The organism is Bradyrhizobium sp. Ash2021, from assembly GCF_031202265.1.
GTDB lineage: Bacteria > Pseudomonadota > Alphaproteobacteria > Rhizobiales > Xanthobacteraceae > Bradyrhizobium.
The window spans coordinates 2,282,625-2,309,102 of record NZ_CP100604.1 but is presented as its reverse complement, the minus strand read 5'-3'; the positions used below and the strand labels follow the sequence as shown (position 1 = coordinate 2,309,102).

The window sequence follows — 26,478 nt, the reverse complement described above, 5'->3', positions numbered from 1 at the left end:
AGGATAATGCTGGCCTCTCTAATCGGGGTGATCGTCATGTCACCGCGAAGCGCACGGCCTAACGCGATCCATTGTTCCGGCGAAGGGACTTCGCTTCGAAAAGACCTGTCGTCGAGACCTGTCCGAAAACTGCTTGCGCGCTTCTTGTTGAAGGAGGCTCCTTCGGCAAGCATGCGATGCACGATCACCGCCAGTCGGCAGGTGAGCCCACGTTGGCCTTGCTCATGCCGACGCGCCTGGCGGTCCGCATCGCCCGGCTCTTCAGTTGTGAACAGCCCTTGAGCGGCTTGGTCAGCATGATATGGGCGGCATCGCTGAGTGCCGTGTGCAACGAACCATCGCCGACTTTGCCGATCCCCGCCGGTGTAGTCGATCTCGCCGAAGTGACGCTTCTTCAGCGTCCAGGATAATCTCGCCATCGCGACGGCGTTTGCATCTGGGCGCTGTGCGCATCATGCAAGGCTTCGAAGCCGAGGCCGTGACACAAAAGCGATACGCTCGAAACGAATTTTGAAGCGACCAGCCTCGCCGCGACCGCGCGCGACGCTCGAGAACATCCGCTTTGTCCGGCCGGGCCTCGCTCGACCAGGTGCGCGGGCCGCGACCAAAGCGGTTAGCAAGCGCGGAGTGCCCCTGTCAGCCGGCCAACGCCAGCGCCCCGCTATTACGCGCGATCGTGGAGAACGCACCGGCGCTGCTGCTTGATGAGACGACTTCAGCCGCTCGACGGCCGCATCGTCGAAGAGGTTTTCTATTCGGACCTCACGCAAGGCACCGGTCTCTATGCCTGGTTCGCAGCCCTGCAACTCAGCCGTCGCTACGGACAGGACGGCAAAGCCGCCTCGGCGATAGTTGCATTAGAACGGGCGTGGGTTTCCCGAAAGGGACTCAGACGCTCGGCTATACGTGAGCTGCCTCACGCGGCGCCCGATCATAACCAGGGGGCATGCAAATTATAACCAAGACAAGTGCGAAGTGCTCCGCGTGATGCGCTATGGTCGAGCGACGGTCAGAGGAAATTGCGATGGACGATCTGGATGTATCGGCAAAGTGTCAAGCAAGCCATCCGATGCACGGAAGCGTCGGTAATAGACAGTTGTGTGCGGATTTAGTGCCGGAGCAAAGAGCGTTGACGACGCTCAACAGGACGTTCGCTACGGACGATAACAATTGTGCGGCCCAACCGTACGAGCGTCATTTCCGCGACTCTCTTGAGCGCCTACACGGGGAGCAGCGTTATCGCGTGTTCGCCGACATCGAACGTATCTCCGGCCGCTTCCCAGCCGCCAAATGGCGCCGGTCTGACGGAACGGTTACGGAGATCACGGTTTGGTGCTCGAATGACTATCTCGGCATGGGACAACATCCTGAGGTCGTGAGCGCGCTAACCGCAACGGCACACCGCTGTGGCGCTGGAGCGGGTGGAACGCGCAACATCGCCGGAAATAGTTCGCCCTTGGTTGATTTAGAGGGCGAGCTTGCTGATCTGCATGGCAAGGAAGCGAGCCTCGTCTTCACCTCCGGCTACGTATCGAACCAGGCCAGCATCTCGACGATCGGTAAGCTGATCCCAGACTGCGTGGTCTTATCTGATGCATTCAACCACAATTCGATCATCGAAGGCGTCCGTCAGTCAGGTTGCGAAAAGCGGATTTTCCGCCACAACGATCTCGGTCACCTCGAGGCGCTGCTGCGCGAGGCAGGAGACCGCCCCAAGCTTGTCGTGTTCGAGTCCGTATACTCGATGGATGGCGATGTGGCCCCGATTAGCGGCATCTGCGACCTTGCGGACCGGTATGGCGCGATGACGTACCTCGATGAGGTTCACGCGGTCGGCCTCTACGGCGCTCACGGGGGCGGGATCAGCGAGCGTGACGGCGTGATGCACCGCGTGACCGTGATCGAGGGTACCCTCGCCAAGGGATTCGGTTGCATTGGCGGCTATATTTCGGCGTCGCGATCGATATGCGACGCGGTGCGCAGCTTCGCGCCCGGATTCATCTTCACGACGGCACTCCCTCCACCAATTGCTGCCGCAGCCCGTGCGTCCGTTCGTTACCTGAAGCACTCGTCTGCCGAGCGCGAAGCACACCAACGGCAAGCCGCCGCAACGAAACGGGCGCTCCTAGCCGCCGGGCTTCCAGTCCTCCCGACCGAAACCCACATCGTGCCTGTAATTGTCGGCGATGCGGAATTGTGCAAGGCGGCAGCCGATCGCCTTCTAGAGCGCCACGCCATCTATATCCAGCCGATCAACTATCCGACCGTTCCCCGTGGGACGGAGCGTCTGCGCATCACGCCGTCGCCATATCACGGGGATGCCCACATAGCGGAACTCACAGCTGCGCTCGCTGAGACGTGGGACACCCTCTCCCTTGCCTGAGAACCGTACTTGAGAGCGCCACCTTCGCAGAAGGCCGTCTTCTTGAGTCTCCTGGTGTTCGGGCGGCGACCGGTTCCGTGTTGGGCCTATTTGGCCACTGTCATGATGGTGGCTTGAAATAGTGGGCAGCCCCGAAGAACTGAACGTCCTCATCCTCTTGGGCGATTCTCCCCAACGGCCCCGCCTTTCGCTCAATCATGCTGATCCAGACTCGTTCATTTCGACAAGCCGTCCAACCGGGCGTTCGAAAACGATCCGAACGAGACAACGGGTAACCGGAAATGAAAATGGATATCACGCAGCGGCGCCATTTCCTGATCGAGGATCTATCCGTCGCGCGCGGCGAGCGCGTGGTGTTTGGCGGGGTCTCTTTGCGACTGGGCTCGGGCGAAATCGCCGAACTGACCGGTCCCAATGGCGTGGGCAAATCCACACTTTTGCGCGCGATCGCCGGTTTCTTGCCACTAAGATCCGGCTGCATGTCATGGGCGGAATCCGAAGCCACGGATTCAGCGCCGCTGGCAGAGCGCCTCCACTACGTGGGCCATCTCGACGGGCTGAAATCGGCGTTGACCGCCCGCGAAAACCTCGAGATCGGCGTGGGAATCTTTGGGCAAGGTCGGCTAACCCCGTTAGAGGCGCTGGACCGTATGGAGTTGGCCCACGTTCTCGATCTGCCTGTCGGCTATCTCTCCGCGGGGCAACGTCGCCGTATCGCATTGGCCCGACTCCTGATTGCCGATCGCCCTCTTTGGCTGCTCGACGAGCCGCTAACCGCGCTCGACCGGCACGCACGCGCCTTGCTGAAGGCTATTGTCGCCGACCATCTCGGAAGCGGAGGATTGATGCTCGCCGCGACCCACGAACCACTCGGTCTGCCGGGGACAATCCAAGTCAGGCTCGGAGCGAAGTGAGGGGCGTCCCGTTGGGGCGCGGCCGGCATCCCCGTAGCCGTCGAGGTCGGGAGAGAAGAAGTCTCGCTCCTCTTCCGGTTTTTCAGGAGCGGTCTCGACGCGATGGCGACGCCGGACGTGGGCCATGATCCGTATTCTCCTTGTCGTTTTTTTTCGCGACCTCATGCTGGCGCGTCGCATCGGTGGAGGCGGAGTTCTCGGCCTGGTCTTCTTCCTCAGTCTCGTGACGATCGTGCCTTTCGCGATCGGACCAGACATGCGCTTGCTGTCGCGCATCGGTCCAGCCATTCTGTGGATAGCGGCGCTCCTCGCGAGTCTATTGGGCCTTGACCGTCTGTTCCAGGCGGATCACGAGGACGGGTCGCTGGACCAGCTGTCGCTATCGCCGGCGCCGCTAGAACTCATTGTTCTGGTGAAGTGCGTGGCCCACTGGTTTGTCACTGGGCTGCCGCTCGTGATGCTCTCGCCTTTGTTTGGCCTGATGTTGAACTTGGACGACTCGGAGCTCTGGGCGGTGGCAGCAACGTTGTTGGTTGGTACGCCGACTTTCACCTTTCTGGGAGCAATCGGTGCAGCCCTTACCGTCACGCTGCGGCGCGGTGGTCTTTTGCTGTCGATCCTCGTCGTGCCACTGGCCATACCGGTGCTGATCTTCGGTGTCTCTGCGGCGCAGAGTGGCACGGTGCCCTTTCTGACGCCCTTTCTGGTCCTCTGCGCGCTCGGACTCGGATCCGTCGCCCTCGCTCCGATCGCCGCGGCCGCGGCACTTCGCGGCGCGGGAGAATGACGAGCGCATGCAGCGGAAAGGGTGTGCTTCCGGAGGCGCTGGCGTGGAACGACTCCGCGCGTCTCCGAAGCTAAGACGGCTTGACCATCGGGAAATGCCTACAGCAGAGTATCGGCGTCTAACACAGCCGCGAGCCGATCCCGCTCGGCTTGGCTTAAGGGCACTGCCGGCGTGGACCGCCGGCGGCGCAATCCGTACAGGAGAGCAATCCCGCCCGCTACGAGCACCAAAGCCGGCATTCCCCAAAGGAAGGCGGTTTCCAACTCGAGTGGTGGTTTCAGCAGGATAAAGTTCCCGTAACGCTTCACCAGAAAGGCGCTGACCTGCTCGTCGCTCTCGCCGAGATTAAGGCGTTCGCGCACCAGCAGCCGGAGATCTCGCGCGAGTTCTGCTTTCGAATCGTCGATCGACTCGTTTTGGCAGACGAGGCAGCGCAGCCCGGCGGAAATAGCCCGCGCGCGTGCCTCAAGTTTCGTGTCGGGCAGGACCTCATCCGGCTGCACCGCCCTTGCCAAGCTGGGCGCGAGGCCTGCGAGTACGATCGAAAACAGAAGGATGCGACGAAGCGAGGTCATTCGGCGGGCTGCGGCGCTGTGGTGTTGGCGGCAGGGCGGACGCGAGCCGCGTGGCGCGCGAAGCCGATTCGGATGCGTCTATCGGACAACGACACGATCCCTCCGAATGCCATGATGAAGGCGCCGATCCAGATGGCTGTCACCAGCGGCTTCCAGAACATGCGCGCATCGATCGAACCATCCGGGTGCTGGTCCCCGAGCGAAATGTAGATCTGACCAAAACCTAGGGTCACGATGCCTGCCTCGGTGACGGTGGTCTGTCGTGCGGGAAAGCTGCGCTTGGCGGGCTCGACGGTGGCCACGGCCACCCCTCCCCGGCTGATGACCGTACGGGCCAGGACTTCGGAATAGTTCGGGCCCGGTCGCGACCGAAGATTCTCTATGGTGGCCTGATAGGGGCCGAGATCAATCGCCTGCCCTAGCTTGGCAGTCGCGATCCGCTCCACGCCCCAACCGGTCGCCGCCAAGCCCATAAGTGTCACGCCAAGGCCAGCGTGAACGATCGCCGCACCCCAGGCGGAGCGCGGTAGCCCGACCGCGCGGGCCAGCATCACTCGTGCGGGCTGCCCACGCGCCCAAATACGCGACGCCACATCAACGAACGAACCGGCGATGAGGTAGACGGCGAGGCCAAGACCTACCGCGGCAAGGGCGGGGCCGCCTCGGATGAAGGCAACGAGCACAAGAGCGACCAGGAGGCCCCCAAAGGCCGCGACCGTCACCCGTTGCGCCGCACCGAGCAGGTCGCCACGCTTCCAGGCGAGTGACTGACCGAGCGGCATCAGCAAAACGATCACCGCTGCTAGCGGACCGAGCGTCAAATTGAAAAACGGTGCGCCGACCGAGATCGTGTCCCCGGTCAGAGCCTGGAGCACGAGCGGATAGAGCGTGCCGGTCAGCACCGTGGCGCAGCAGGTGGTGAGCAGCAGGTTGTTGACTACGAGCGCGCTCTCACGTGACACGGGCGCGAACAGACTACGCTGGCTCAGCGAGGGCGCGCGCCAAGCATAAAGCGCAAGGGAGCCGCCGATGAACGCGGTCAGGATGGCCAGGATGAAGACGCCGCGCGCTGGGTCGCTTGCGAAGGAATGGACGGAGGTCAACACGCCTGAGCGCACCAGGAAGGTGCCTAGCAACGATAGTGAAAATGTAAGTATCGCCAGGAACAGTGTCCAGATCTTGAGGGCTTCGCGCTTCTCCATGACGGCAGCCGAATGCAGGAGCGCGGTACCCGCAAGCCAGGGCATGAGCGACGCGTTCTCGACCGGATCCCAGAACCAGAACCCGCCCCAGCCTAGGGTGTAATAGGCCCAATACGAGCCCATGGCGATACCAAGCGTCAGAAAGATCCAGGCAATCAGTACCCAAGGTCGAACGTAGCGCGCCCAAGCGGCGTCTAGTCGGCCGCTGATCAGCGCCGCCACCGCGAACGAGAACACGATCGAGGAACCGACATAACCGAGGTAAAGGAGCGGCGGGTGTATCGCAAGGCCCGGGTCTTGAAGTAGCGGATTGAGGTCCTGACCTTCGAAGGGCGCCGGAAACCGTCGCGCGAAGGGATCGGACGTGAACAGGATGAAGCAGAGGAAGGCAAGGGATATCCAGCCTTGGACCGCTAGCGTATTGGCACGCAGTTCCCTCGCCATACCGCGCCCGATAATCGCCACTGTCGCTCCGAAGGCCGCGAGGATCAGAACCCAAAGCAGCATGGATCCTTCGTGATTGCCCCAGACGCCGGCGATTTTGTATACAAGTGGTTTGGCGGTGAGCGAGTTCTCGGCGACGGTTACGAGACTGAAGTCGGACACCACATGGGCGTAAGTCAGTGCCGCGAAGGCATAGCCCAACAATAGGAACTGGGTGATTGCGGCCGGGACCGCAATGGAAGCGAGTCCAGAATCACCACTGCGGGTCCCCCAGAGCGGCAGAACTGACTGAAGCAGCGCGACGGCGAGAGCCAGAGCGAGCGCGTAATGTCCGGTTTCGACGATCATTCTTCCGATTCCATCGGTTGCGACGTTTCGCGGAAGGCCGCGCTATTGCGCTCGCGCGGATCTTTCGTTGCGCCAAGTGTCTTGTTGCTTGAGTTTGTCGGCTACGTCCTTCGGCATGTATCGCTCGTCGTGTTTGGCGAGCACAGTATCGGCATGAAAGAGGCCTGGACCCTCCACCGTGCCCTCGGCCACCACGCCCTGTCCTTCACGGAAGAGATCCGGCAGCAATCCAGTGTAGTTGACCTTGATGTCGTGCTTCAGGTCGGTCACCGCGAAGGCGACAGTCGACGATCCACCATAGGTAAGTGAGCCACGTTTCACCAGGCCGCCGATGCGCAGACGAGTTCCTCGCGGCGGCGCCTCTTCGGCCATCTCGGTCGGCCCGTAGAAGAAGACGATATTGTCGCGCAATGCAAACAGGACGAGCCCTGCCGCGATGGCCAAAGTGAAGCCTGCTGCGCTGATGATAGCGAGGCGCCTGCTCTTTTTTCTGGTCAATATCTACCCCTTCAAACCAAGCTGCCTGACAAGTTCATCGATGCGTGCCGGCGCTTGCGCATCGCCTGCTAACTGGGCACGTGCGGTTGCGACCGCCGCCTCGGCCTTCTGACGTTCATCCAATACGACGTAAGACCTAATCAGTTGCAGCCATCCCTGAAGGTCATGGCCGTTCTTCGAGAGCTTCTCGGCGAGCCCTCCCACCATCCCGCGGATCGCGTCGCTCCGCTGCTCCGGAGGAAGCGCTGCGATGTCAGCCCGGGTTTGGCCGGCGTGGCGGGGTTCTGCGTTTGATTGCGTCGCCCCAGAAAGCCCATCCAGATGTTGGCGGATGGCATCCATCCACGGGGCGTCGGCCGGCGTATCGGCCTCCAGCGCCTCCCAGAGTCGTCTCGCCTGATCTTTGTCGCCGTTTTGCTCTATTGCGACCGCATGGAAGAATCGCGCTACGGGCTGTTTGGGATCGTCCGCGAGTGCTTGGTCAATGGCAGCGCGTGCTTCTGCAGTTACGACGCCGTCGGCGGCCATCGTCAGGGCCTGCCCAAGAGCCGCGCGCTCCAGCGCATTCTCGCCGAGCAGCCGCAGCGCCGCCGTATACGCACGCGCCGCATCCTGAAACCTTCCCATGCGCAGGTAAATTGGCGCGACAACCCGGAATCCACGGCCATCATTGGGGTCGGCTGCGAGGCGCGTTTCGACTTCGGAAATCGCGGTAGCGAGGGTGAAGTTCCCACCCGTGCGCCTCGATGCGGTCGGCATGTCGGGCTGGCTGGGAGCGCCGACTTTGAGATACGACGCGAGCGCGACGAGCGGTAGCGCTACGACGATCGCCAAGACCGCAGCAGCGCGTCTCGGCTGCCAGCGTCGCAACACCCGCGGCCGGCTCTCCGACGCGGAGTCGAGTGACGCGAGCAGTCGGCGCCCGATCTCGGCACGCGTCGCCACGGCATCCTCGGGCGCTACGAGTCCGCAGCGGACGTCATCATCCGCCTCGGCTAGAAGTCCGCGGTAGAAGGCCACGTCGGAATCGTGAGCGTCAAAGCCCGCGCCCCGCTTAGAGAGCGACCGGGCCAGCACTAGCACGACCGCGGATGTCATCATTGCAAAGACGGTCCAGAGCACGTTTCAAGGCCTCCGTTCGTTTTCGCCATTACGTAACGCACCACGTTTTCGGGCATCCGCCGCTCTTGAAAATCGGACTGCTTCCGGGCGTGCCGCTTCCATGGTCCGATCGGTCACTTCTGAATAATGTAAGTGGTTGGAAAACCACGCCGCTGAGGCAAGAAAAAACTGTTTTGCATCTGTCGCGCAGGAATGGGGAGCTTGGAAGGTAGCCGTCATGGACGCTCTGCCTCGGCAATTGCGGCCATCAAAGCAGGTCGGCTTGCGTCCGAGATGCCACCAACCAGCTTGTAGGCGATTGTGCCATCGCCCTTGACCACATAGGTCTCGGGGACGCCATAGACGCCGAAATCGATCCCCGTTCGGCCGGACCGGTCAGTGCCGACCTGTGCGAAGGGATTCCCGTTGGCGGCGAGATAAGCTAGCGCGTTTCTGGGATCGTCCTTGTAGTCGATGCCGGTAAGCTTTACCCCCTGTCGCTGCAGCGTCCGATCGCTCGCCAGCGCCATCAGCGCCCCTTGTTCTTTCCGGCACTCGACACACCATGACGCGAACACGTTCACGATTGTCACGTGCCCCCTCCGCAGATCGGCGCTCGACAAGCCAAGTGGACCGAGCGTGGAAAGCCCATCGAGCGGTCCCAGCGCAAACTGCGGTGCTGGCTTGCCGATCAAAGCGGAGGGCACGAGCGACGGGTCTCCGGCGCCGAGCCGCACCAGGAGTAATGCCGCAATTCCGAAGAACACCAGAAGCGGGATAATCACCCACAGGCGGGCCAGTGCGCGTCGAGGGGCCGTGGCGTTCGCTGGGAGATGAATCGAGGCTGGGATGTTGCTCATACGCGGCCGCGCGGATCCGAGTGATCAAGTAGCAGGCGACGCAAGGTACGGAGCTGAACGCGATAGTCGATGAGGACTGCCGCGACCATCCCGGCTAGAATGGTTCCCGTCACCAGAAAAGCCACCGTGATGAATCCGCCATGCTGTACCATGATCTGCTCAGGACGCCACTTCGGCAGGCAGCATGCGAGCCATCGCAGGTTCGACCGCAGCCGCCAGCGTAATCGCAAGCCGCCGGACTCGGCGCCGCATGATCTCGTTACGGACCGCCATTACGTGGAGAGTCACGAACAAAAGCGTGTATGCGAGCGCCATAACGACTAGCGGCCATAACATGGAGCCAGTAATCGCCGAGCCCTCCATCCGAAATACCGACGCCGGCTGGTGGAGAGTGTTCCACCAATCAACTGAGAACTTCACGATCGGGATGTTGATGAACCCCACCAAGGTCATGATCGAAACTGCTCGTGCCGCCCTACTCGGGTCCTCGATAGTCTGCCAGAGCGCGATCAGGCCGAGATAGATGAGAAACAGAACCAACACGGAGGTGAGCCGGGCGTCCCAGACCCAATATGTGCCCCACATCGGTTTGCCCCAGAGGGAGCCTGTGACGAGGCAAATGAAGGTGAAAGCTGCGCCAAGCGGCGCAGCCGCCTTTTGCATTGCGTCGGCAAGTGGATGACGCCAAACTAAGGATCCGAGCGCGGACACCGCCATGAACGTATAGGCAAGCATCGCTGCCCAGGCGGCGGGGACGTGAATGTACATGATCCGCACCGTCTCGCCTTGCTGGTAGTCGGGTGGCGCGGCGAATGTTCCAAATAGGCCAAGTGCGAAGGCGAAGGCTGTCGAACCCCAAAGCCAAGGCAGCAGCTTTGCGGTGATACGCAGGAAATTACCAGGATTGCTATAGGCGGTGAAGCTCAGATTCAAATTTCCCATCTCCTCGAAGCCAACCTGCAGGCCGGGAATTCGTTCGCTTCCGGCTGCGGCTCGCGACGAAGGACCGTGCCATTAGGCCGTCTGCTGGCGGATGAGCATTGCATCACGCCGGAGACGATTTCGCAAATTACCGTCAGTTATCATTTCGATGCCCAGTAGGCGCCCGGAGAGTCGAGATCTCCATCGCGTGGTGAGGCAGATGATAAGAAAATCATCGCGGCCGGCGCTCTCGACGACAGCTCGCCTGCAATCTGCCGGAAGGTCGTTGGCTGAGACGGCGTCGCTAGTGGTCTGATTCATTCGGACGATTCCCATCTATTCCATCCTCGAGCCCCATACCGACCTGATCAAACGAGGCAAGGTGCGCACGCCGGTCGAGTTTGGCGACAAGGTCTTGCTCGCCGAAGGCGCAGCGGGCTGATCACGCAATACGAGGTGCTGAAGGGCAATCCACCCGACGAGGTCCAACTGGCATTTTCCCTCCAGCGTCACAGGCAGTCTTTTGGTCGGGCCCCGCAACTGTACGGCTCTGATCGTGGCTACTTCAGTGAGCAGAACCTCGCCTCGTGCAAGCACGCTGACGTTAAAGTGGTGTGCATTCCGTAACGTGGCGGCGAGCGCACGAACGACGGGAGGCATATGAGAAGAGTGCGGTCTTCAAGGATGGTCAACGCTTTCACGCCAGCGTCGAGGCACGCATCGCTGTTTCGAGGCCGCGGCACGAAGCACTGCCTCGCCGAAGGACGCGACCGTTTCGAACTGTGGGTAGGCGCCGCCGTGCTCGCCAGCAATCTCGTGCGGATCGCAGCACAGCTTGCGCGACGGTCGCGCACGCGAAAAGCTGCTTGATCGACACCATGGCCCGCCCCGGTCACTCAAAGTGACCGCGGCTCAGCGCATCCCAAGCTAACAAACGGCGCGCAACTCAGTACCGCACCGAAAAAATCGTCCACTACGCGCTTTCCGATTCTGGCATTCTCCGTCACTTTTTACCCGTTCTATCGGCATAATTTGAATCAAACCCCCTAGGTTCAGCCATTTCACGACAGAACTGGACTGGTGCAATGGCGGTACCTGATTAGATGGCCAGAGCCGTTGAACTTCAGCGGCTCAAATTGGCCAGAGAACAACAGCAACCGAACGGCAAGTTCGACGATTGGTCGACGACCATTCGTTCCTTGAAGGGCAGTACGACACGAGGCCGAGTGATTCTGCCGGGGCCACCTCGCCGGATTCAGAGGGAAAACGCCCCTCCGCGGTAGCTCGGACTAATCATTCATGCGCCCGGAGCCATCGACTGAAAGACTTCGTCGCGCAGACAGAAGTGGTGGAAGAGAGCCGCGGCTGCATGCACGCCGGCAACCCAGAGGATGGCGTTACCGAGGGCGGTGTGTATTTCCATGATCAGCTGCCCCAGTCCATGCGCCTTCGCGATTTGGGGGGCGATGTCGAATCCGAGAAGGGTGACGGGAATCCCCTCGAGCCAGGTACCGACCACCGCCGTTGCTGGAATCGCGATGAGGAGCGCATAAAGCGCGAACTGGACGAGCTTCGCGGCCGCAGCCATCCATCGCGGCATCGGCAGCTTCGCGGGCGTGCTGTCGATCAGCCACCATAGCAGCCGCAGCACGACGACAATGAAGACGAGCACCCCGAGCGTCTCGTGAATCCTGCGGAGCCCGTCCGCGGCTGCGGAATAGAGCGAATTGCGGTCGCCCTTGCTCAGCACATAGGCGGCGAGAACCAGCACGACGGTCAGCCAATGGAAGGCTTGGGCGCCGGCGCCGTAGCGAGAGGAAGTGCTGCGCAAACCGATAATCTAACTCCGATCTTAAGCCCGCTGCAGCGGTTGCTGAACGGTGGCGGCGCGTCGCCAGAGATTTGAGCGCTTGGTAAGCTAGCCGGTTCCCCCTCCCCGCCGCTCTACTTCACCTTATGACGAACCCATCGCCCAGGGGTCCTCAATCGGTGTCCGAGCGTCCGGCACTCTTCAACCCGGACTGCAAGGAGATGATCATTGCCGCGGCCGCGGAGATCGGGGGGCATCCGCCAAAAAGTCAATTGGCTTCCAAATTTGCAAGCCGTTGACACATATGAGACCGATCTGCAAAGATCGGACGGACAACCCCGAGCGATTCAGATACGATCCAATCCACCTCACATCGGGCTGAACAACTAGTTGCGGTGACTCGGCGTCTCCCCGTGCGCCCGGCCTGTGTCGTCGGGCCCATCGCGGTTTTCGAGCAGGATTCGTTCGGCGGCGCCCGCAAGATCGTCATATTGGCCGCTTCGCAGCGACCACATGAACGTGCCAAGCGCTATGGCACCGAGCGCGAGCGCAACGGGAATCAGGAAGAGGTAATCCGTCATCGGGCTTTCTCCATCGCTAGCGCCTGGCTGGAGATATCGCCAGGGGGGCGGCCGCGAGCAGCTCCTTGCGCGAGCGCCAGCCATGCAGCCGCAGGGCATTGGCGATCACGAGCAGTGACGAGGCCGACATCGCCACCGCCGCCACCAGCGGTGTCACATGGCCGAGGATCGCGATGGGCATTGCAACGGCATTGTAGCCGGTGGCGAAGATGAGATTCTGGCGCACGAGCTGCCGCGCATTGCGCGCAACCGCAATGGCCTGCGGCACGGCAAGAAGACTATCGTGCAGGAAGACGAGGTCGGCGGCATTGCGTCCGACATCGGCGGCGGTGGCCGGAGCCATGGAGGCATGGGCGGCGACGAGGGCGGGCGTATCGTTGAGGCCGTCACCGACCATCAGCGCGCGCTGTCCCGCTGCCCTCAGGTCGACGATGTGTTTCGTTTTGTCAGCAGGCGAGACGCCGGCGCGATAGGGAAGTCCGAGATCCGACGCGAGACGGCGCACCGATTCGTCGCGATCGCCGGACATGATCTCGACGCGGCATCCTTGATTGGAAATGGCGAGCACGGACTCGCGGACATCCGGGCGAAGATCGCTGTCGAATTGGAAGGCCGCGCACAGTCGCCCGTTCCCGGAGAGTACAACGCCGGCAGTGCTTGATTGTTCGGCTGCAACCGTCAGTGCCCAGTCGGCCCGGCCGAGCCTGTAGATCGTCGTGCCGATGGTGGCTTGCATTCCAGAACCCGGCTGCTCTGAAACATCGTTCAGCCCCACCGGCGTGATGGCGTTGTCGCGTCCCGCGGCGGCCAGCGCTCGCGAGTAGGGATGGCGTGAATGGGCCGCAATGGATGCAGCGATCGCAAGCGCCGCCGGATCGATGGCTTTGCGGTTGATGAGCTGCAAGCGATCCAGGGTTAACGTTCCGGTCTTGTCGAAAATCACGGTGTCGACTTCCGCGATGCGCTCCAGCGCGCCGCCGTCCTTGACCATCACTCCGCTGTCGAACAGACGCCGCGCGGCGACGACCTGCACCATGGGCACGGCAAGGCCGAGCGCGCAGGGGCAGGTGATGATCAGCACCGCGATGGCAATGGTGGCTGCGCGATGCAGGTCGCCGTCTACAATCATCCAGCCGATGAACGTCAGCAGCGCCGTGAGATGCACGACCGGCGCGTAGAGCCGCGAGGCGCGGTCCGCGACGCGCCGGTGGACCGAGCGCCCGGCTTGGGCTGCTTCCATCATCCGAACCATTTCGGCGAGGAATGAATCGTTCGCGGCAGCCGTCGCGACGATGGTGAGGGGGGCGGTCAGGTTCAACGTTCCCGCGGATAGCATCGTGCCCGGTGAGACCGGTTGCGGCAGGCTCTCGCCAGACACCAACGCGCAGTCGATCTCCGATTGTCCCGTTTCGATCCGGGCATCGACAGGCACGCGCTCGCCGGCCGCCAGCAGGATGTGCATATCCGGCTGGATCTCGTTCACCGGCAGATAGGCATGGGTACCGTCGTCCTGCACGACAAGCGCGCCGCGCGAGGACAGGCGGGCCAGCCCTCGGACGGCGGTTCGTGCGCGCTCGCGCATCATGTGATCGAGCGTGCGGCCGATCAGCAGGAAGAAAAGCAGTGAGATTGCCGCGTCGAAATAGGCCTGTGATCCGTGATTGAACGTCTCGCAAAGGCTCATGCCAAACGCAAGCAGCACGCCGACGGAAATGGGAACGTCCATGTTGGTACGGCCATGGCGCAGAGCGCGCCAAGCGGAAACAAAGAATACGCGGCCCGAATAGATAAGCGCGGGGAAGGCGATCAGCGCAGACATCCAGTGAAACATGTTCCGCGTCGAGACTTCCGCGCCGGACCATACCGACACCGACAGCAGCATGATGTTGCTGGCGGCGAAACCTGCGACCGCCAGCGCGCGGATCAGCTCTTTCGGCGTCTCGTCGGCCTCCTCCGCGCCTGCATCGTGAAGATGTGCGTCGTAGCCGATCTTGTTGAGCGTCTCGATGAACGGTGCGGGCGGTTTGTGCGCCTGCCAGCGGATCGCGACGCGCTTGGTCGAGAGATTGACGCGCGCGTTCTCCACACCGGGAAGCGGGCCAAGCGCCGCCTCAACCTTATGAATGCAGCCGCCGCAGTGAATGCCGGGAACGGAGAGGTCAGTCTGGCGGACGCCCTCGCCAACCGTGCGGCTTGCGAGCAGCACTTCCTCATTCACGGTGTGAGGATCAGGCATGGCAAGAGCCAGCTCAGCGCCGGGCGCACAACAACTCATCGGTCCTCCGTTTCCGCGCGCTGCCGGCAATCCGCCGGCGGCGTGTCGTTATATTGCCGCTTCGACTGCCACCGCAAAGTCTCGCGCTCTTGCGGCTCGTTGTACAGCAGGATTCGTTCGCGCCGTGATAACCCCGCGTTATGAATAGCATGCCCCTGGTGTATTCCCCGCGAGCGCGCCCAGTAGGTACACTGGGACGTCGGCTGCGGTACGCAGCTGGAGACGTTGGTGACAACGCGTACCGCGAGCCGAACCTCTTCGTCGCCACGACAGCGGGGAGTCTCGGATTGGATCCACGTCCGGGGATCCCACTTGAAACAATAGGCCATGCCCGCAAGCGGCGCCAAACGTAGGAGAATTACATGGGTTGCCCTCGATCGTCGACCTTGGTCGAGCGTCAAACGCGCTACGTGATGTTGGCCAAGGTGGCAGGCAAGGACACCCGTACGGTAGTCAACGCGCTCATCAAGCAGACGAAGAAGCTACCAAAAGAGCTGTATAAATCCCTGACCTGGGACCAGGGCAAGGAACTGACGGATCATCGGCGCTTTACGATGGCGACCAACATCGATGTCTATTTTTGCGACCCGCAAAGCCCGTGGCAGCGCGGGTCGACCGAGAATACCAATGGCCTGCTGAGACAGTACTTTCCAAAGGGCCGACTTGTCGGTGCATTCACAAGCCCATCTGAAAAAAGCGGCTCGTCAGCTAAACGAACGACCCCGTGAGACCTTGCAATTTGAAACGCCGGCAGAGAGATTCAATGCCTGTGTTGCGTCGACCGGTTTAGCCGGCACGGTGAGAAGGGTCACGCGGCCTGAGGCAGGGTGAGGACGCAGATAAGCGTCGACCGCACTGCACGGGATCGCGATCCATGTCGCCCCTTCGATCAGCGCGATCGACGCATCGATGTGTTCGGCGAGATAGCTTGCAACGACGCAGCCGGCGGCGCCCGCGCCGACACTGACAATATCGTAGACTTCCTCGGACATCAGTGTCTTGCCCATTCGTGCAATTCACGTCGTTCGATCGGCGGGAAGCGGGCCGAGCGCCGCTTCGACTTTCTGGATAAGGCCGCTATCGTGAATGCCCGGCACCGAGAGGTCCGTCTGGCGGACGCCGTCGCCGATGATGCGGCTTGCGAGCAGCGCTTCCTCATTCGTGGGGATCGGCCATCGCGAGAGCGAGTTCAGCGCCGGGCGCACAACAGCTCATCGGCACTCCGTTTCCGCACGTCGCCGGCATTCCGCCGGCGGCGTGGCGTTATATTGCGGCTTCGACCGCCACCGTGCGATAGGCGTGCCAGGTGCCGTGCCCGAGCAGGGGAAACACGATGATCAGGCCCAGCATTCCGGTGGCGAGGGAGAGCAGGAACAGTGCAAGCACAATGGCGCCCCAGGTCAGCATCACGGGCAGGTTGTTCCAGACCAGCGCCATACTCGAGCCCATGGCGGTGAGGGCGTCAACGCGCCTGTCGAGCATCATTGGAATTGAAAACGCGCTGATGGCAAACGAGAAGGCCGCGAACAGTCCGCCGACGGCACTACCGACAATGAGCATCGCCCAGCCAACCGGCGTGGTGAACAGCATCGGTGCGATATGCTCGAGACTGGGAAAAGGCACCAGGCCACAGAACAACGCATAGATGAGCACCGCCGCGCGCATCCATGTAATCATCAAAAGACACAACAGGACGCCCGCGAACAGGATCTGTCCGCCGCATCGCGGCCTGACGAAGATCATGCTCGCGAGACTGACAGGCAGGCCGGCGGCGAGGCGGCGGCTTTTTTCATACAGGCCGATTGCGAGGATCGGGCCTACCACCATAAAACCCGCAAATGCGGGAAACAGGATGTAGTCCCAGCCGAGGCGAAACAAACCACCGACGAGGGCGACAGACGCGAGTAAGATCAGCAGTCCGTAGGAGAGGCTCGTCATCGGCTGTACGGTCAGGTCCTGCCAGCCTTTCGCAAGCCATGTGAAGGCATCGGTAGGAGCAAGCAAGCGATGCCAGCGGTTTTTCGTGAGAAGCGGAGGCACGACGGTCGGGATGATGGTCATGCCGATTACTCCAACAGTGCTTTGGTTGTCATGGACGGTTTCGATGAACACGACGAGGTCGCCGCGCTGAAGCTGGTCGCGCCGTTGCCTTCGCCATGCCGGCGATGAGCGACGCAATTCGGCTGAGAGGAGACGGCCACATAAAGCAGATGCGCGTTGGCGGCGGCCAGCACGATCAGCCCGAGGGCGACCGACAGCCAGACGATGGACTTGGTCTGCCATCCGCCATGCGATGCCGCCGCGCCGCTCATGGGGTGGGCATCCTGTGATCGAAAAGGTAGAGCGCGAGGATCTTGCGATCGAGCGGAGCCAGGCGGCCTTCCCATGATGGCATGTGGCCCTGCCGGCCACGCCACAGTGTGTTCGTGATCGTCTGCGCATCGCCGCCATAGATCCAGAACTTATCGGTCAGGTTCGGTGCGCCCACGTCGCTGTTGCCCTTGGCGTCCTCGCCATGACATGCGGTGCAATTGGCAGCGAAGATCTCCTTGCCGGCGTTCACGTCGCCGGGCTTTGTGGTCTTCGTGGTGGATGGATCGGAGAGGGAGCGCACGAAGGCCACCACCTTGTCGACATCGGCAGGTTGGAGGATCTGATCATGGCCGAAAGCCGGCATCTGCGAGGTGCGGCTGTCGGGATGCGGCGAGTTGATGCCGACGCGGATGGTCTCGGCAATGACTTCCGGATTACCGCCCCACAGCCATGAAGTGGTGGTCAGATTCGGGAAGCCGTGGCCGCCCTGTGCGTTGAGCCCATGGCACACGGAACAATTGTCGCCAAACAGAGGGCGTCCGGTCTGGCGCACGATATTCATCAGCGCAGGATCGGCTTGAATCTCCTGATAGCTTTTGGCCTCGATCTGCTTGGTCCATGCGCTGCGGCCGAGGGCGGCTCGCTTCAGCGAGTCCCGCACGATGTTGCGCTGGTCGAGGCCGAGCAGTCCTTTGGTGTAGCTGACGCCGAGTGGCCACGCGGGCATCAAGACCCAGTAGCCGACCGAAAAGACAAAAGCGATCAGTAGGAAAAAGTACACCGCGCGCGGAACGGGTGTGTTCAATTCCTTGATGCCGTTCCACTCGTGTCCGGTGGTGAGATAACCGGTGTAGTTGTCGCGCTCTTCTACCGCCATGGCCTATCCTCATTGCGTAGGACCGACTTCGCGGAGTGATCGAACACCTTCTTGTTCGACGGCCAATAGACGTAGGCGACGGTGATGATCGAGAGTGCGATCAGATAGAACAATCCGAACGACTTCGAGAACCACACCAGCGTACCGTGTCCGAGATCCATGATCACCTCGTAGTATTCGCGACGGATTTGTGCGCCGCGTCGGTCAGGTGGCCGAGCACCTGGAGATAGGCGACCAGCGCGTCCATCTCGGTGAGTTCGCTGGGCTTGCTGTCGAACGCGCGGATGTTGGTGGCCTTGCCGTAGCGTCGGGTGACGCCATCGGCGTAGGGCGAATCCGGCGCAGCCTGGCCGTAGGCGTCCTTGCTTGCATTCGCGATCATTTCATCGGTGTAGGGCACGCCGACGGTGCGCTGGGCCTTTAGGTGTGCGCCGAGATCATCAGTGCGCAGCGTCGTGTTCAGCAGCCACGAATAGGCGGGCATGACGGAGACGGAAAGTACATCGCGCGGGTTGTTGAGGTGGGTGACGTGCCATTCGTCGGAATATTTGCCGCCGATGCGCGCGAGGTCCGGTCCAGTGCGCTTGGAGCCCCACAGCATGGGATGGTCGTATTTCGATTCAGCGGCGAGCGAGTAGGGTCCATAGCGTTCGACCTCGTCACGCAGGGTGCGGATCATCTGCGAGTGGCAGGCGTAACAGCCTTCGCGGATATAGATGTTACGGCCCGCCAGTTCGAGTGGCGTGTAGACGCGCATGTCAGGCGCGTCTTCCACCGTCTGGTGGATGGTGAAGAGCGGCGCGATTTCCACGAGGCCGCCTATGCTGGCTACGAAGATGATGCCGAGTGTGAGTCCGATGGCTTTACGTTCCAGCCGATAGTGCAATCCGAACATGCGGCTTACTCTCCCGATTGAAGGACGGTCGGGCCGCTGCGCACCGGCAATGGCATGTCGGTTGCGAATTCGTGCACCTTAAGGATACCGGTTCTGATCGTCATCCAGATGTTGTAGGCGCCAACGATCGCACCGATCAGGAACAGCAGGCCTCCGATGGCGCGCGCGATGTAGTAGGGATGCATCGCAATCAGCGAGTCGACGAAGGTATATGCGAGCGTACCGTTCTCATTGTAGGTCCGCCACATCAGCCCCTGGATGATGCCGGAATTCCACATAGCGAAGACATAAACGACGGAACCAGCCAGCGCGAGCCAGAAGTGCACCTCGACAAGCCGCCTGGAATACATGCGCTCACGTTTCCAGAGCCACGGCACGATAGCGTAGATCGATCCGAACGTAATCATCGCCACCCATCCGAGCGCGCCGGCATGGACGTGGCCGATGGTCCAGTCGGTGTAGTGGGAGAGCGAGTTCACGGGGCGGATGGCGAGGAATGATCCTTCGAAGGTGGTGATGCCGTAGAACACCGCAGCCACCATCATGAAGCGGAGCGTCGCATCATCACGCACCTTGTCCCATGCGCCATTCAGCGTCAGCAGCGCGTTGGCGGCGGACGCCCACGAGGGAATCAGCAACATGAGCGAGAACGTCATGCCCAGCGTCTGAACCCATTGCGGCAACGCAGTGTAGTGCAGGTGATGCGAGCCCGCCCACATGTAGAAGAAAGTGATGCCCCAGAAACTGATGATCGACATCCGGTATGAATAGATCGGTCGTCCGGCGCGCACCGGGAGGAAGTAATACATCATGCCGAGGAAGCCGGCGGTCAGGAAGAAGGCGACCGCGTTGTGGCCGTACCACCATTCGATCATCGCGTCCTGCACGCCGGAGAATAGTGAATAGCTCTTCGCGCTGCCGAAGGAGACGGGGACAGCGAGATTGTTGACGATGTGTAGGATCGCTATCACCAGGATGAAGGCCATATAATACCAGTTGGCCACATAGATGTGCGGTTCCTTGCGGCGCGCAAGCGTGCGCAGGTAGAGGACGAAATAGGCAACCCACACCACCAGCAGCCAGATGTCCGCGTACCACTCCGGCTCCGCGTATTCCTTGGACTGCGTAACACCCATCATGTAACCGGTGATGGCGATGAGGCAGAACAGATTGTAGCCGAGCAGCACGAACCACGGGCTGAGTTGATCGGGCAGGCGTGCGCGTGAGGTCCGCTGCAGCACGTAATAGGATGTGCAGATCAGCGCGTTGCCGCCGAAGCCGAAGAGCACGCTTGTGGTGTGAACGGGACGCAGCCGTCCAAAGCTCGCCCAGCCAGCATCGAACGTGAAGTCGGGCTTCACCAAAAGCCATGCCACCCAGTCGCCGATAAAGAGGCCGAACACGGCCCAGATCATTGCGAGAATAATGCCGACTTTTGTCGGATCGTCGTAATAGCGGGTGAGGCGTTCGTCGTCGGGCTCGGGATCGTAATAGATCGATATGACTTTGAAGATTCCGGCGAGCGCCGCGATCGCGATGAGTGCGCCGTGAATGCCAAGCGGATCGTCCTTGCCTGCGATGCCAAGTATCAGTCCGCACAGCGCGATCCCGCACAGGATCAGCAGCGCGTACTGACGTTCTGATTTGGTCAGCTGTCCCATCATTGTCTTGGTGCCCCCTAAAACCGGAATCGCGATGCAGTCCGCGTTGAAAAGTCAAAGGTCTGGTCAAATCGCCTCGTGGAGAACGCCGGGCGCCTGCGCCAGCCACCGATCCCGTCTAATTCGCTCCGCCGCACGGCATCGCCCGACGGGTTCAGCGTTTCGCCGATCAGGCCGAAGACTTGCTTTACGCCGACCGCCTCGAGGACGTCGACGAGGGCTTCTGCGACAGTACGCGACATGGATCATCTCCGCGGTTGATCTGCTTTCGTCGAAATGGCGGCCGGGTCCTGGCCGATGCCCCGGCGTCACTGCCAAAGCCTTGCGCTCTTGCACTAGCGGCTCGTTGTACAGCAGAATCTGCTCGCGCGGTGATAACCCCGCGTTATGAATAGCGTGCCCCTGATGTATGCCCAGCAGGTACACTCGGAGGTCGGGTGCAGCACGCCGCGAGACACGTGGTTGACAACGCGAACCGCAAGCCGAACCGCTTCGTCGCCCGCGACGGCCGCGATCGTGTGAGTTAACGCCGTGCCGCTCCACCCGTGCTCTGCGGTCGGACAGGAAGGGTATCCGCCTGTCGCGGCGCATATGCGAGGAGCTCCGATCACGTGGTGACGCGGCTGAACGCATCTACGCCAGGACTGTCGGCATGCCGATCATGGATCGCATGTACAAGGAATAAGCGCTGGGCGAAGCGCCCGCGCAGATGGAGGCATTGGCGACGAAGATCCGTCAGGCGGACGCGTTCGCATTCGTTGTCAGCGAATTCAACTGGGGAGTCCAGCCACGCCTCAAGAATCTCTGAGAAGCATATGTTTGTACTGCACCGTCTCTTTTTTGCGCGAAACGTCGATGGCATCGATTCCATAGCCACAGGTCATTGGACCGTCGAGTTTCGCCGCCTATTTTCATGCTTGTTTGCAAGGAGGTCGAAGCATGAAGACATACAACAAAGATATTGAGGCAGTGTCGCAGCTAACGCCAGAACAGTGCCGGGTCACGCAGCAAGCCGGCAGAGCGACCGTTTCGGAACGAATACCCGGACAACAAACAGGCGGGACTCTAAGTCGATGTGGTGTCGGGCGAGCCACTATTCGCGTCCGTCGATAAATTCGACAGCGGTACCGGTTATCGGTCGAGACTGCAGTCCCGCTTGCGCTCTCCTTCACCGATTTCGACGGAGGAATGTAGAGAACCTCTTTGTTGTCGCTGCATCCGCTTATCCCTTCAATGCGGGCTACAACCCGATACGCTTTTAGGGGCATGCTCGCTTCGACTGGGCGACGACCTCAACAATTACGTTGCACGGCCGCGCCACCTCTGATCCCGATCTAAAAAAGGATATTCCCAATGAAGGGTACAGGAAAGACTGGAGTGTTTATCGCGGTGCTTGCATTTACGGGAGCAACCGCGACTCCCGGCTACGCACAGGACGCCGAGCACGGAAAAACCATCTTCAAAGCTTGCGCAGCATGCCATGCGACGGATCAAGCCAATCGCGTCGGGCCGGGCCTGGAAGGAATCATCGGCAGGAAGGCGGGTATGGCTCCCGGCTTCCGCTACAGTGATGCGATGAAGCAGTCCGACATTGTCTGGGATGCGAAGACCCTCGATGCGTATCTGGAATCGCCACAGAAGGTCGTTCCCGGAAACAGGATGACCTACGGAGGGCTGAAGAACCCGACGGACCGGACGGACCTCGTTACTTATCTTGCTACGTTGAAGTAGCGACTCGTTGAGCGGGGCGTCAGCAAGACGTCATCCATTCGGACGTTACGTCGCTTCGCCGTCATTGGTTCCAGTGAGAGTTTTTGCGGGCGGTCCTACGATTGCCGCCAAAGACGTCATCGGAAACTACCGAAGAACCCGCATGACAGGTGCGGACAACACCCCTTCTTCCGTTGAGGCGGACAGTCGAATTCATGGAGTAGAGTTGTTCGACACTGCCTAAACAAGTGAGGTTCCTTCCGTTAGGTTTTCCCTTACTCCCTGGGCTTTCGCGATCCCGGTCTGGCTGACGGCAGTCCTGAATTGTATGTGAGCTTCTGGCTTCCGCTCAAAATGCCGTCGACGGCGATAATAACGGTTGCGCTCATAGCCGAGCGAACTTGCGGCCAGGCCCTGGAGAAAAAAGTCTTTCGTGTAATCGCGAGCATCATCGGCGTTGCAGTTTGGATTGCAATAACGGCGCTTTTAAACATCCGATCCCGAGGGCCCGATGGACGAGACAACCTTCCGGGGGATCATGAACGAGGACGCCATGGCGACCGAGAAGCGGGCCGAAGGCATCCGCGTGTTCGCGCACGACCTGCGGACGCTCCGCCGCAGGATCGCCGAACGCCTTCGGTGAGGTCCGCGACGACGGCAAGACAACAACCAACGGAGAGCCGCGATGATCGTGGTCCTCCACCAACGTCCTGGGCTGCGAGCTCGGCCATTGCGTAGGCCATCACTTGGTTGAGCCGGTCGTGCACGTTGAACGTCTCGAAGATCGGCGCTGTAAGGGAGGCGAACAAGTCGAGCGCCGGACCGTAGTTGGCTCGGAGGGACCCGCATGCAAGCACCAGCGCCGGCTTGCCGTCCCCGACGGTGTGCCGCTGCGACGACCCCGGTGTGAAGCTGCCGTTGTTGTGCTTGCCGGCGTTCCGCGGTGCGGTCGCGTGCTCCGTCGCGGCGACCGTCATTGCTCGCCCCGGCGCGACGATCACCAGCGTGAGCGGCGTCAGGCGTATGGGGATTTCGTCGTCCAGGAGGATGAATCCGGCGTCTCGAAGACAGTAGTCGACGATGGAGGCGCCGGTGCGGGCGACCCGCCGCAAGCGCGCACTCCGACGGCCTGACGAAGGCGACGTCCAACGTTGTCATCAACTTGTCGAGGTCTTGTCGCGATAGCGGGGCCCGGCGTTGGCCTCGGCGTGCTCGACGGTAGCGACATCCACGTGCCCACGGGCGCGACGCCAAAGGACGGACCGAGCGCCGGGGTCGCGATGATTGCCGGTGATCTTTCCGAAGCGCTGGACGTGCACCGTTACGAGATCGGCGAAGGCGAGGCATCATTTTCGCTCGTCTGCGGTTGCTTCCATGCAGTTTACGATCCGGGACTAGATCTCTTTGCTTCGCTCGCTTCGCCGGTAGTCGAAACCTTTGATGCGTATGATCAGCTCGACCGGCTCATGAGCTATGCGATGGTTGAACTTCCCGCGCGCGAGATCGGCGGGGACCCAATGGCGTCGGCGCTGTTCAAGCTCATATTGCTGGCCCTGCTTCGTCGCAATCTGACTTCTGCAAACTCTGGGTGGAGCACTTTTCGCGTTTGAATGACCCGCCGATAGCGCGCGCGTTTGCCGAAATGGCATCACGTCTCGCGACGGACGGACTTCAGTGTTCAGACCCTGTGCAGACCGGTATGGTTGATCCGCTCGACGTTGATGGCGAGATTCGCCGCCGCGTTTGGTGAATCGCCGATGCCCGTCCTGAGACGTGTCCGCATGCGGCATGCGACTGGCCTGCTGGCTGCCAATGCATTGTCCATCGAGCAAGTTGCACTTCACGCGGGGTATCAGAGCAGCAGCAGCTTCACTCGAATCTTCCGGAACCACTAGGGGACCGCCCTTCAAACTATCGGTCAGAAGCGAAATGCATCTTCGGTTGCGTATCGGATTGAAGAGGACGGCGCCCCGAGTGATTGGGGCCATGACAAGAGCAATGCGCAGATTCACGCTACTTTGGACGAACTGTGAACACGGAGTCAGAACAAGATTTGCTCAGAATCGATGGGATGGAAGGTTCGCTCGCCGCCGGTGCTGGGTCGGCGTCAATTAGGAAGGACAAACGGGGACCGTTTGAATGGAAGAGATTTCTACTCGAGCGCTATCCTGACCTCCCGCGGGGGCCGTTGGCGTCTGAAAACTCTAGACGCGGCCGCCTGAGAGAATGAAAACGATAACGATCCTGCATTTCTAACGGCGCACAGACGGGAATACCCTCCTCGTACACCTCATCGATACTCGGTGGCAGCACGGGTGGCCCATCGATCACAATGCGGTCGATCCGCCATTCGCGTGCGCAGCCCCTACTCTCGATGTCCCAAGAACTCGATCGAGCAGCCCAGCATGCAGGAGTTACGTCATGCCCTGTCGCTTCATCACAAAATCTATCCACACCTACCTAATCGACTATCCTGTTGCCATCGTCTGGATGGTCGCGCCATTCCTGCTGAAGCTAGGCAAGAGCAGTCCTGTCGCGCTGTGGCTTTCGGTGGTGACCCGCGTCACGCCACTGATGCTGCCGGCTCTCACGGACCACCCGACGGGGCTCGTCCGGGGCATCCATTACTGGCTGCATCTTTGGGTGGACCGCGCATTGGGTGTGGTCTCCATCATTGCCCCCTCCGCTTTCCATTTCACTGGGCTTGACGCCTGGCACTACTGGGTTCTCGCCGCCGCGGTCTGGCTGACGACCTCAGTTCTCAACGCGCCCGAGGCGAGCGCCGCCCATGCCCGGTTAGAACAGCCCGAAATCCGGATCGCCTTCATTCCACTGATCGCGACGACGCGGGCTCTGGCGCGCCTGATCGGACGTTCCCGTGCGATGCACTATCTATACCAGGGCGATCTGATTGTGGCTTCCGAAGCTCAGCGATGGGGATTGATCGACGAAGTCCGCGAGCCGTCGACTCTTAGAAAGCGTGTGCAGGCCTATGCTGAGGAACTGGTAGGGAATGCTCGCCGGCGTGCCTCCTTTACAGACTTCGCGCCAGTCGTGGTGATTGCGGAAGGCATAGAAGATGATTTTGCAGGATGCCCGATGATTCGGGAGCGCCTTTTGTGATCAATCGTTTCCGGATCGGCACGCGCAAAAGCGTTATGGCGCTGGCGCAGACCAACGAAATCGCACGCCGGCTCACCGCGGCGGCTCCCGACCTCGAGGTCGAGGTGGTCACACTCGACACCGCGGGCGATATCGACCAGATCAACAAGCTTCTGCCGCATGGCGGCAAGGGCGGCGCATTTGTCGCACAAATCCGCAATGCTCTCCTTGCAGGCGAGCTGCAGGCGGCAATGCATTCGCTCAAGGACATGCCAGGGAACGAGGAAACGCCTTCACTCGTAGTTGGCGCGACCCTGTCGCGCGACCCTCCGGGTGACGCGCTGGTGCTACGCGCTGGCGTTTCGCTCAATGAGATTAGGCGCACGCGCGGCAACGGTTTCAAAATCGGCACCAACGCGGTGCGACGCGCTGTTTATGCGCGGCGGCTGTTCCCCGAAGTCGAAGTAATCCACTTTCGCGGCGCCGCCGACACGCGCGTGCGCAAGCTCGATCAGGGTGAAAAGCAGCGGCTGCCCGGCGGTGCGGTCGGGCCGGCGGATGCGCTGATCATGGCGCGTACGGGGCTCGAACGCCTTGGTTTCTCCCACCGAATCGCTTACGAATTTTCGATAGCTGAGATGCTGCCTGCGGTCGGACAAGGTATCATCGCCGTGGAATGCGTGGCGGCGGATTGGCAGACAAGGCACCTGCTTTCAAATATCGATGATGTGGTCGCGCATGCGTGCGCCGACGCCGAACGCGAGGTGCTGTGGATGCTCAACGGCCATTGTAACTCGCCGATCGCCGGCTTTGCTAGGATCGACGGCAAAACGATATCGCTCAGCGCTTCGGTGCTTGACGAAACCGACGGGCTGATCATCGGAGCTTCCCGCTCCGGTCCCGCAAACAGGCCGCGCGAGCTTGGTCGCGCGGTGGCGTTCGAGCTACTGGCGAAGGGCGCGGCGGAGATCATCGAACGCAGCCGGCCAAAGTGAGTTGAGCCGGAACCTCGCGGCCAGTAAACGCGCTCCTGAGTCCGTGACCAGCTACCAGCGAGCGCGGCTGCGCTTCGCGCACAAATCCGGAATGACAAGTTGTGGGCATCGTGGGTCGCTCGAAAACGCCCTTTTGCAAACTCATCATACTTTAGGCTCGGCTGGAGGGTTTGCTGCGGCTCGCGAGTGAGGATATCCGCGCAATCGTCTCCACGCCCAGCATCCC

The 26,478-nt window shown here is 61.2% G+C and carries 26 protein-coding genes and 6 pseudogenes; 12 read left to right on the top strand and 20 right to left on the bottom strand.

The features are described from left to right. Positions 1-184: 184 nt before the first annotated feature. Positions 185-331: a hypothetical protein gene (locus tag NL528_RS11215; RefSeq protein WP_309182738.1), complete on the bottom strand. Its 147-nt coding sequence runs from the start codon at positions 329-331 to the stop codon at positions 185-187. 693 nt (positions 332-1,024) lie between these two features. Here NL528_RS11215 and hemA point away from each other — a divergent pair. From hemA to ccmB, 3 genes are all read left to right on the top strand, one after another. Then, positions 1,025-2,383 (top strand): 5-aminolevulinate synthase, encoded by a 1,359-nt coding sequence (hemA, locus tag NL528_RS11210; RefSeq protein ID WP_309182737.1) that lies wholly within the window; start codon positions 1,025-1,027, stop codon positions 2,381-2,383. Positions 2,384-2,670: 287 nt separating this feature from the next. Further along, the gene (gene ccmA / locus NL528_RS11205; protein WP_309182736.1) at positions 2,671-3,297 is read left to right on the top strand and encodes a heme ABC exporter ATP-binding protein CcmA; all 627 of its coding nucleotides are present in this window, start codon (positions 2,671-2,673) and stop codon (positions 3,295-3,297) included. A gap of 124 nt (positions 3,298-3,421) precedes the next feature. After that, positions 3,422-4,084 carry a heme exporter protein CcmB gene (gene ccmB / locus NL528_RS11200; RefSeq protein WP_309182735.1) on the top strand — a complete coding sequence of 221 codons (663 nt, stop codon included), beginning with the start codon at positions 3,422-3,424 and terminating at the stop codon, positions 4,082-4,084. Between the two features lie 98 nt (positions 4,085-4,182). Here ccmB and NL528_RS11195 read toward each other — a convergent pair whose 3' ends face one another. From NL528_RS11195 to NL528_RS11150, 10 genes are all read right to left on the bottom strand, one after another. Beyond that, complete coding sequence (locus NL528_RS11195; RefSeq protein ID WP_309182734.1) at positions 4,183-4,659, bottom strand: cytochrome c-type biogenesis protein CcmH; 477 nt, start codon at positions 4,657-4,659, stop codon at positions 4,183-4,185. Further along, entirely contained in the window at positions 4,656-6,653 is a 1,998-nt protein-coding gene (locus tag NL528_RS11190) for a heme lyase CcmF/NrfE family subunit (protein ID WP_309182733.1), read from the bottom strand. Before NL528_RS11190 ends, NL528_RS11195 begins: the two co-directional genes overlap by 4 nt. 42 nt (positions 6,654-6,695) lie before the next feature. Beyond that, a complete protein-coding gene (gene ccmE / locus NL528_RS11185) occupies positions 6,696-7,151 on the bottom strand; it encodes a cytochrome c maturation protein CcmE (RefSeq protein WP_309182732.1) in 456 nt (151 codons plus the stop codon). A gap of 3 nt (positions 7,152-7,154) precedes the next feature. Next, positions 7,155-8,273 carry a c-type cytochrome biogenesis protein CcmI gene (gene ccmI / locus NL528_RS11180; RefSeq protein ID WP_309182731.1) on the bottom strand — a complete coding sequence of 373 codons (1,119 nt, stop codon included), beginning with the start codon at positions 8,271-8,273 and terminating at the stop codon, positions 7,155-7,157. Between the two features lie 215 nt (positions 8,274-8,488). Further along, entirely contained in the window at positions 8,489-9,112 is a 624-nt protein-coding gene (locus NL528_RS11175) for a DsbE family thiol:disulfide interchange protein (RefSeq protein ID WP_309182730.1), read from the bottom strand. Further along, complete coding sequence (ccmD, locus tag NL528_RS11170; RefSeq protein ID WP_309182729.1) at positions 9,109-9,264, bottom strand: heme exporter protein CcmD; 156 nt, start codon at positions 9,262-9,264, stop codon at positions 9,109-9,111. The genes NL528_RS11175 and ccmD overlap by 4 nt, the downstream gene beginning before the upstream one ends. A 7-nt stretch (positions 9,265-9,271) precedes the next feature. Then, positions 9,272-10,054 (bottom strand): heme ABC transporter permease, encoded by a 783-nt coding sequence (locus NL528_RS11165; protein WP_309182728.1) that lies wholly within the window; start codon positions 10,052-10,054, stop codon positions 9,272-9,274. Positions 10,055-11,330: 1,276 nt separating this feature from the next. After that, a complete protein-coding gene (locus NL528_RS11160) occupies positions 11,331-11,804 on the bottom strand; it encodes a cytochrome b/b6 domain-containing protein (protein WP_309182727.1) in 474 nt (157 codons plus the stop codon). Between the two features lie 425 nt (positions 11,805-12,229). Further along, a complete protein-coding gene (gene ccoS, locus NL528_RS11155) occupies positions 12,230-12,424 on the bottom strand; it encodes a cbb3-type cytochrome oxidase assembly protein CcoS (protein ID WP_309182726.1) in 195 nt (64 codons plus the stop codon). A gap of 16 nt (positions 12,425-12,440) precedes the next feature. Next, complete coding sequence (locus NL528_RS11150; RefSeq protein ID WP_309182725.1) at positions 12,441-14,699, bottom strand: heavy metal translocating P-type ATPase; 2,259 nt, start codon at positions 14,697-14,699, stop codon at positions 12,441-12,443. 380 nt (positions 14,700-15,079) lie between these two features. Here NL528_RS11150 and NL528_RS11145 point away from each other — a divergent pair. Next, positions 15,080-15,530 (top strand): annotated as a pseudogene (locus NL528_RS11145) (IS30 family transposase); the annotation flags it as partial. A 185-nt stretch (positions 15,531-15,715) separates the two neighbouring features. On the opposite strand, the gene NL528_RS11140 reads toward NL528_RS11145, so the two are convergent. From NL528_RS11140 to NL528_RS11105, 8 genes are read right to left on the bottom strand one after another with little or no spacing between them, the layout of a single operon-like run. Then, positions 15,716-15,904: a hypothetical protein gene (locus NL528_RS11140; RefSeq protein ID WP_309182724.1), complete on the bottom strand. Its 189-nt coding sequence runs from the start codon at positions 15,902-15,904 to the stop codon at positions 15,716-15,718. A gap of 58 nt (positions 15,905-15,962) precedes the next feature. Beyond that, positions 15,963-16,760: a DUF2189 domain-containing protein gene (locus NL528_RS11135; RefSeq protein ID WP_309182723.1), complete on the bottom strand. Its 798-nt coding sequence runs from the start codon at positions 16,758-16,760 to the stop codon at positions 15,963-15,965. A gap of 5 nt (positions 16,761-16,765) precedes the next feature. Further along, positions 16,766-17,011, bottom strand: a complete 246-nt coding sequence (locus tag NL528_RS11130) for a hypothetical protein (protein WP_309182722.1) — start codon at positions 17,009-17,011, stop codon at positions 16,766-16,768. Continuing rightward, positions 17,008-17,889 (bottom strand): cytochrome-c oxidase, cbb3-type subunit III, encoded by an 882-nt coding sequence (ccoP, locus tag NL528_RS11125; RefSeq protein ID WP_309182721.1) that lies wholly within the window; start codon positions 17,887-17,889, stop codon positions 17,008-17,010. The genes NL528_RS11130 and ccoP overlap by 4 nt, the downstream gene beginning before the upstream one ends. Beyond that, positions 17,880-18,050, bottom strand: a complete 171-nt coding sequence (locus tag NL528_RS11120; protein WP_309182720.1) for a cbb3-type cytochrome c oxidase subunit 3 — start codon at positions 18,048-18,050, stop codon at positions 17,880-17,882. Before NL528_RS11120 ends, ccoP begins: the two co-directional genes overlap by 10 nt. 2 nt (positions 18,051-18,052) lie before the next feature. Then, complete coding sequence (gene ccoO, locus NL528_RS11115) at positions 18,053-18,784, bottom strand: cytochrome-c oxidase, cbb3-type subunit II (RefSeq protein WP_309182719.1); 732 nt, start codon at positions 18,782-18,784, stop codon at positions 18,053-18,055. A gap of 5 nt (positions 18,785-18,789) precedes the next feature. Further along, positions 18,790-20,448, bottom strand: coding sequence for a cytochrome-c oxidase, cbb3-type subunit I (ccoN, locus tag NL528_RS11110; RefSeq protein ID WP_309182718.1), 1,659 nt, complete (start codon positions 20,446-20,448; stop codon positions 18,790-18,792). A gap of 14 nt (positions 20,449-20,462) precedes the next feature. Beyond that, entirely contained in the window at positions 20,463-20,687 is a 225-nt protein-coding gene (locus tag NL528_RS11105; RefSeq protein WP_309182717.1) for a thiamine pyrophosphate-binding protein, read from the bottom strand. 697 nt (positions 20,688-21,384) lie between these two features. Between NL528_RS11105 and NL528_RS11100 the strand changes: the two are divergent. The 4 genes and pseudogenes from NL528_RS11100 to NL528_RS11090 all read left to right on the top strand — a co-directional run. Then, positions 21,385-21,586, top strand: a pseudogene (locus NL528_RS11100) (peptide-methionine (R)-S-oxide reductase); the annotation flags it as partial. Between the two features lie 212 nt (positions 21,587-21,798). Then, positions 21,799-22,176 (top strand): cytochrome c family protein, encoded by a 378-nt coding sequence (locus NL528_RS11095; protein WP_309182716.1) that lies wholly within the window; start codon positions 21,799-21,801, stop codon positions 22,174-22,176. A gap of 333 nt (positions 22,177-22,509) precedes the next feature. Next, positions 22,510-22,584 (top strand): annotated as a pseudogene (locus NL528_RS47050) (hypothetical protein); the annotation flags it as partial. Positions 22,585-22,666: 82 nt separating this feature from the next. Next, positions 22,667-22,798, top strand: a pseudogene (locus NL528_RS11090) (transaldolase); the annotation flags it as partial. A 94-nt stretch (positions 22,799-22,892) separates the two neighbouring features. Here the strand turns inward: NL528_RS11090 and NL528_RS47045 are convergent. Further along, positions 22,893-23,156 (bottom strand): annotated as a pseudogene (locus NL528_RS47045) (hypothetical protein); the annotation flags it as partial. A 213-nt stretch (positions 23,157-23,369) separates the two neighbouring features. On the opposite strand from NL528_RS47045, the pseudogene NL528_RS11085 reads away from it, so the two are divergent. From NL528_RS11085 to hemC, 4 genes and pseudogenes are all read left to right on the top strand, one after another. Continuing rightward, a pseudogene (locus NL528_RS11085) lies at positions 23,370-23,442 on the top strand (S16 family serine protease); the annotation flags it as partial. Between the two features lie 434 nt (positions 23,443-23,876). Then, entirely contained in the window at positions 23,877-24,050 is a 174-nt protein-coding gene (locus NL528_RS47040) for a helix-turn-helix domain-containing protein (RefSeq protein WP_375144051.1), read from the top strand. A gap of 526 nt (positions 24,051-24,576) precedes the next feature. Continuing rightward, on the top strand, positions 24,577-25,278 hold the full coding sequence (locus tag NL528_RS11080) for an enoyl-CoA hydratase/isomerase family protein (RefSeq protein WP_309182715.1): 702 nt from the start codon (positions 24,577-24,579) through the stop codon (positions 25,276-25,278). 35 nt (positions 25,279-25,313) lie between these two features. Next, positions 25,314-26,252 (top strand): hydroxymethylbilane synthase, encoded by a 939-nt coding sequence (gene hemC / locus NL528_RS11075; protein WP_375144050.1) that lies wholly within the window; start codon positions 25,314-25,316, stop codon positions 26,250-26,252. Positions 26,253-26,478: the final 226 nt, after the last annotated feature.

Bases quoted from the DNA above. Each gene is read 5' to 3' on its own strand.
- hemA (WP_309182737.1), top strand. From the start codon at position 1,025: ATGGACGATCTGGATGTATCGGCAAAGTGTCAAGCAAGCCATCCGATG.
- ccmA (WP_309182736.1), top strand. From the start codon at position 2,671: ATGGATATCACGCAGCGGCGCCATTTCCTGATCGAGGATCTATCCGTC.
- ccmB (WP_309182735.1), top strand. From the start codon at position 3,422: ATGATCCGTATTCTCCTTGTCGTTTTTTTTCGCGACCTCATGCTGGCG.
- NL528_RS11195 (WP_309182734.1), bottom strand. From the start codon at position 4,659: ATGACCTCGCTTCGTCGCATCCTTCTGTTTTCGATCGTACTCGCAGGC.
- NL528_RS11190 (WP_309182733.1), bottom strand. From the start codon at position 6,653: ATGATCGTCGAAACCGGACATTACGCGCTCGCTCTGGCTCTCGCCGTC.
- NL528_RS11175 (WP_309182730.1), bottom strand. From the start codon at position 9,112: ATGAGCAACATCCCAGCCTCGATTCATCTCCCAGCGAACGCCACGGCC.
- ccmD (WP_309182729.1), bottom strand. From the start codon at position 9,264: ATGGTACAGCATGGCGGATTCATCACGGTGGCTTTTCTGGTGACGGGA.
- NL528_RS11165 (WP_309182728.1), bottom strand. From the start codon at position 10,054: ATGGGAAATTTGAATCTGAGCTTCACCGCCTATAGCAATCCTGGTAAT.
- ccoS (WP_309182726.1), bottom strand. From the start codon at position 12,424: ATGACGGATTACCTCTTCCTGATTCCCGTTGCGCTCGCGCTCGGTGCC.
- NL528_RS11150 (WP_309182725.1), bottom strand. From the start codon at position 14,699: ATGAGTTGTTGTGCGCCCGGCGCTGAGCTGGCTCTTGCCATGCCTGAT.
- NL528_RS11135 (WP_309182723.1), bottom strand. From the start codon at position 16,760: ATGACCATCATCCCGACCGTCGTGCCTCCGCTTCTCACGAAAAACCGC.
- NL528_RS11130 (WP_309182722.1), bottom strand. From the start codon at position 17,011: ATGAGCGGCGCGGCGGCATCGCATGGCGGATGGCAGACCAAGTCCATC.
- ccoP (WP_309182721.1), bottom strand. From the start codon at position 17,889: ATGGCGGTAGAAGAGCGCGACAACTACACCGGTTATCTCACCACCGGA.
- NL528_RS11120 (WP_309182720.1), bottom strand. From the start codon at position 18,050: ATGGATCTCGGACACGGTACGCTGGTGTGGTTCTCGAAGTCGTTCGGA.
- ccoO (WP_309182719.1), bottom strand. From the start codon at position 18,784: ATGTTCGGATTGCACTATCGGCTGGAACGTAAAGCCATCGGACTCACA.
- ccoN (WP_309182718.1), bottom strand. From the start codon at position 20,448: ATGATGGGACAGCTGACCAAATCAGAACGTCAGTACGCGCTGCTGATC.
- NL528_RS11105 (WP_309182717.1), bottom strand. From the start codon at position 20,687: ATGTCGCGTACTGTCGCAGAAGCCCTCGTCGACGTCCTCGAGGCGGTC.
- NL528_RS11095 (WP_309182716.1), top strand. From the start codon at position 21,799: ATGAAGGGTACAGGAAAGACTGGAGTGTTTATCGCGGTGCTTGCATTT.
- NL528_RS47040 (WP_375144051.1), top strand. From the start codon at position 23,877: ATGGCGAGATTCGCCGCCGCGTTTGGTGAATCGCCGATGCCCGTCCTG.
- NL528_RS11080 (WP_309182715.1), top strand. From the start codon at position 24,577: ATGCCCTGTCGCTTCATCACAAAATCTATCCACACCTACCTAATCGAC.
- hemC (WP_375144050.1), top strand. From the start codon at position 25,314: ATGGCGCTGGCGCAGACCAACGAAATCGCACGCCGGCTCACCGCGGCG.